Consider the following 4,620-nt stretch of genomic DNA (forward strand, 5'->3'; position numbering starts at 1 on the left):
AACTCTGGGCATACCCCTCTAGTTTCTAGAGGCTCCTACCAGAAACGAGCCGCACCAAATCCCTAGCAACAATTTCCATTGCCGCAATACCCCCAACTTCAATGGATTCCACAAAATCCTCACGGGAGGTAAATGGGAAGTCGCCAGTCTGCCAAAGTCCCAGGCGGTTAGCATAAGATAGGTTGGAAACCTTCGTCGCTCCGGTCGCTGATACGTAGATAACCCGTGCCTGCGGTAATGCGTTTTGCAACCTCAGCCCAACAATGCCTTGCTGGGATGCTGCAACCATACCGAGTTTACCCTCTTGAGCCATTGCATTGCCCATACTGTGGCACTCGTCATAGGCGATCGCTCCCTCAAAATCAATGCCAGCCCACTCAACAATTTGCTTAAGCCGACTTTTACCGTTCTTTTGAGAGCGCAGAGTTGAGTAGGTGCAGAACAGAATGCCTTGGGTGAAAGGGATGGGGTCGCCTAGCTTGATGTTGCTCAGGTCGATAATGTCTTTGACATCACCTCCTAAAGCGCACCAGTCTCTACGGGCATCTTCAATTAGGGCAGAACTTTTAGATACCCAAATGGCTTTAGAGCGCCCCTGACACCAGTTGTCGAGGATGATTCCCGCACATTGTCTACCCTTACCGGCACCCGTCCCATCGCCAAGAAACCAGCCACGCCGAAATCTAACAACGTTTTCTGAGCTAGTTGCTGCTACAGTCACATTATCCCAAGAATCATCCACAATATAAGACCCAGACAGAAATTCACAGTGCGCCTGACCTGCGTAAATCACGCTTTCAAGTTGTGCTTCGGATAACAACCCTTGTGTAACGATATGTTGAGGCAGATATGGTTTGTATGTGGGAGCAGGAGGTGAAACGAGTGCCAGGGCTGAACTTTCGCACAACAGGGATGGATGGGGTAAAGCATCCTTGATTCTCAAGCGTTGTGGATGGTAAGTTTCGTAGAGGGCATCTTTCAACCCCTCTGAACCAGTCCACTCCACAAGCTCATAAGAAAGAACTACCACATCTGGAAGTTCTGAAACTGGTTCTGGTTGTGCGATTACAATCCGTTTTGAGAATGTAACAACTTTTTTGGTACGGGCTTCTTGAACAGTCCCAGTAGAATGATGCCACGGCTCCCTCTGTGGAAGTTGCTCAATCAAATGAAGGATTTCGCCAAGTTCTAATGTCTGATGTATGCAAGGAATGTCACTGGAGTCAGGCGGAACTTTGTCAATCACGGTAATCCGGGTATCCATCTGCGTCCCGTGCTTCGAGTACACTTTCCCGTTGACTCCCACTGATAGCACTACTTGCGCTGTTTCTTGTATCTTGGTAAACGTTTGCTGCCAGTCAGGGTTTTGCGGTGAAAACCAATTTGCAGTCAGCGTCACTAACCGCCCACCCGGGAGCAACCTCTGTAATGCCGCATTGACGTGACGGGCTGTAGCTTCACTGTTACGATTGCTTATATTTGGAGATGCCGAAAACGGGGGATTCATCAGCACCACAGAGAGCTTTGTCTGCCCTGCAAGATAATCATTGATCTGCTCGGCATTAAACTGGAATAAAGGGACACCTGGGAATAAGCGCCGCAGGATTTTTCTTCTGTCTTCTGCCAGTTCGTTCAGCATGAGGCTGGCATTTCTCACCTTGGCGAATTGTGCAAGTATCCCGGTTCCAGCAGATGGTTCAAGTACAAGATCGTTACTGCTGATTTGTCCTGCCAACGTTATCAAGTAAGCCAATGGCAATGGAGTTGAGAACTGCTGAAGTTTTAGTTGCTCCTCGCTGCGGCGGGTATGTGTGGGGCAGAGCGATTGAAGTAGTTGCAATTGCTCTAAAGGATTTTCTGATAATCCCTTTTGCCGGAGGTAGAGAATTAGTGCAACTTCCACCGCTTCGTAAGCATCTTTCCACTGCCACGCCCCTGATGCCGCAGTTCCGTTAAAATAACGATTCATCTGCGATTGGATTGCTTTGTTTGCTAAAGGTTGATTCTTAATCAATAATTTGGCAAGTTCATGTCCGGCGCTGACAATGGATTGCCCATAGTCTAAAACTGTTTGCACATCAAACAGTGAGCCTTGGATTGCATTAACCATGACTGTATATAGTATTGATTTTCACAAAAACTTGGCGTAGCCGATACTGCACAGTCAGATTCGTACTTAGCGTGGCAATCAAAGTAGACTTAATTGCAAGATGTTGATTTCTGTAGGATGCTCACGTTGAAATGACAAAAAAGCGATCGCGTTTTCAGAATAGCGATCGCTCGTTTAATTAAGCCGACTGCTTGCGTGGTCTTGCGGGTTTTCGTGGAGCTTTGGTAGATGTAGCCTTTGCAGTAATGCCAATAGTTTTGGTAGACTTGGGCTTGGCGGTTTTAGCTTTAGATTTCGGTTGTACTCCTGTTGCTGGCGGTAGCAGCCTCAGTGAGGGGAATTGGAGTACAACTGGTTGAATTCCGGTAGAACTGTTGTGAGACTCTAATTCTAATGTCCAGGGATCAAAAATTTCCTCAAACTGTGTAACGAAGGGGATTTGTTGAGGTTCGACTACTAGTTTTTCTGGGTTAGGTAGTGCTTCAAAATGAGGCGGTGTTACTATGGATTCTCTATTGGCACTTGATTGTGCAATTGTAATAGGTGGCAATGGCACAACGTAAAGTCTGTCGATAAAATCGAAAATTATCAGAGCAACAAAGCTCATTACTATAACTTCAATAGCTTGGGTGAGTGTAGATTGGATATCCATTGTATTTTTCCGAAATTTTTGTAATGTTCACAAAAGTTCCGCGAAGCGCTAACAGCCCTGTAATCAAGTACGATCTGAATACAAGAAGTTTTAAAAAAGAATATCTTCAAAGAAATTCATGGGTTGACTGAAGCTTGAAGGGGCGCTTAAGTCTCGGACTATTCTATAGTTTTCTGGATGCCAACAAGTATAACTTAAATGTTTTATTTAGCTATTCTTTTAGGTGATGAGAGTAGTTTGAAATCATTTGCAATCAACTCTTTTTCTTCAGTTGTCCAAACTCTTTGAATCGTCTCATAGACAGCTTCAAAAATGCAGTAGTCTAATTGTTTCAGATTCATTTAGATGTATCAGTTTAAGAATTTTCACTCTCTTATTCGCAAAGCGATGGCGTAACCGCCTACTGGAGATGATCGCCCAGAAACCTGTGTAAAATACGCTAAATACACGGGTACAACTTAGTCCAATGCTCGATTACGTCAGTGCAGCAATGGCATTTTATATCACAATGCTTCCAGTGCAGGAGTGGATATTGGAATTCCGCCTTGGTTATTTGGGACGCTACTGGAGTTTGATAAACGCTGCTGGCTTATTAATCGGCTTTTTCCTCTGTGCGCTGATATTTGTGCCACTGATCATTAATATGACGCTAGATCCATTTAGATATCCAGATCATTTGGTTATGAGTGCGATCGCGTACTCGCGTGCCGGAGGCAATCGCTGCGGTGATTTTTAGTGCAATACTTTGGCTAGGACAGTGGCTGATACTGCGACAGACTGAGATAACACCCAGAATTTTCGCTCTTATTAATACTGTAGTTGGGATTTCTGTCTATTCTTTGCTGGTGTGGTTCAATCAGAAAAGTTTGGAGTGGAGTGGTGGCCCGATCCGAGGCTGGAAAACTGGACTGATTTTTTTAGTCGCTGGTGCAGTTACCGGAGCGGCGACGGGTAAAGCTTTGGATTTCTACTGTTGGCGAATCGAGCAGCGATTAAGAGGCTATTTATAAAGTAAATCTAAAGGTGACTAATAAAATGAAATGATACGATAAGATACTTTTGAGACAGTGCATTTACGTAGCATCCAATGACTCGAAAGGCTTATTCTACCGACCTGAGTGACTCAGAATGGGCTATTCTAGCTCCCTTAATCCCACCAGCTAAATCTGGGGGACATCCAAGGACTACTGATATGAGAGAAGTATGCAACGCAATATACTATCACTTGAAAACGGGATGTCAATGGGACATGCTACCAGGAGACTTTCCACCAAGTTCAACGGTTTACAGCTATTATCGCAAATGGCAAAAATACGGAATTTGGGAAGAATTAAACCATACACTACGTGACAAACTGAGAGAAAAACTAGGTAGGTCAACACAACCAAGTGCGATGGTCAAAGACCCGCCTTCGGCGATCGCAGCAGATAGTCAGTCGGTAAAAACGACTGAAAAAAGGGGGATGTCTACGGCTTTGATGGTGGCAAGTTAGTCAAAGGAAGAAAACGCCAAACAATCGTTGATAGCCTTGGGCTATTGCTCAAAGTGATTGTGAGCGAAGGCAATGCTCCTGAAAGAGTGCTTGCAGCGTATGCCTTGATGGAACTGGTGGAAGAACGCCCAGAATTATTGGAAAAAGTTGAAGTCATCTGGGTTGACTCAGGTTATGACGGTGATAAGTTTGCGCTGGCTGTTTGGTTGATGATTCAAGCTCATGTTGAAGTTATGCGCCGTACTAATAAAGAGTTTGAAGTTTTACCCAAGCGTTGGGTAGTAGAAAGAACATTTGGCTGGTTTAACCAGTAAGCTAATCGGCATTTAAATTGCAACATAGACACCATTGCCCTTGTTTTTTATC

Annotated in this window: 4 protein-coding genes and 1 pseudogene; 3 read left to right on the top strand and 2 right to left on the bottom strand. The window is 44.7% G+C overall.

Annotation, left to right across the window (positions count from 1 at the left end; all coding sequences use genetic code 11):
• Positions 1–25: 25 nt before the first annotated feature.
• Together HWQ39_RS14245 and HWQ39_RS14250 are read right to left on the bottom strand one after the other, a co-directional pair.
• On the bottom strand, positions 26–2,110 hold the full coding sequence (locus HWQ39_RS14245; RefSeq protein WP_292845799.1) for a strawberry notch-like NTP hydrolase domain-containing protein: 2,085 nt from the start codon (positions 2,108–2,110) through the stop codon (positions 26–28).
• A 178-nt stretch (positions 2,111–2,288) separates the two neighbouring features.
• Entirely contained in the window at positions 2,289–2,762 is a 474-nt protein-coding gene (locus HWQ39_RS14250; protein WP_292845802.1) for a hypothetical protein, read from the bottom strand.
• Between the two features lie 466 nt (positions 2,763–3,228).
• Between HWQ39_RS14250 and HWQ39_RS14255 the strand changes: the two genes are divergently transcribed.
• From HWQ39_RS14255 to HWQ39_RS14265, 3 genes and pseudogenes are all read left to right on the top strand, one after another.
• Entirely contained in the window at positions 3,229–3,498 is a 270-nt protein-coding gene (locus HWQ39_RS14255) for a hypothetical protein (protein WP_292845805.1), read from the top strand.
• A complete protein-coding gene (locus tag HWQ39_RS14260) occupies positions 3,467–3,772 on the top strand; it encodes a hypothetical protein (RefSeq protein ID WP_292845808.1) in 306 nt (101 codons plus the stop codon). Before HWQ39_RS14255 ends, HWQ39_RS14260 begins: the two co-directional genes overlap by 32 nt.
• 77 nt (positions 3,773–3,849) lie before the next feature.
• Positions 3,850–4,565 (top strand): annotated as a pseudogene (locus HWQ39_RS14265) (IS5 family transposase); the annotation flags it as partial.
• Positions 4,566–4,620: the final 55 nt, after the last annotated feature.

The sequence above is a fragment of the Nostoc sp. NMS8 genome, assembly GCF_017115045.1.
GTDB lineage: Bacteria > Cyanobacteriota > Cyanobacteriia > Cyanobacteriales > Nostocaceae > Nostoc.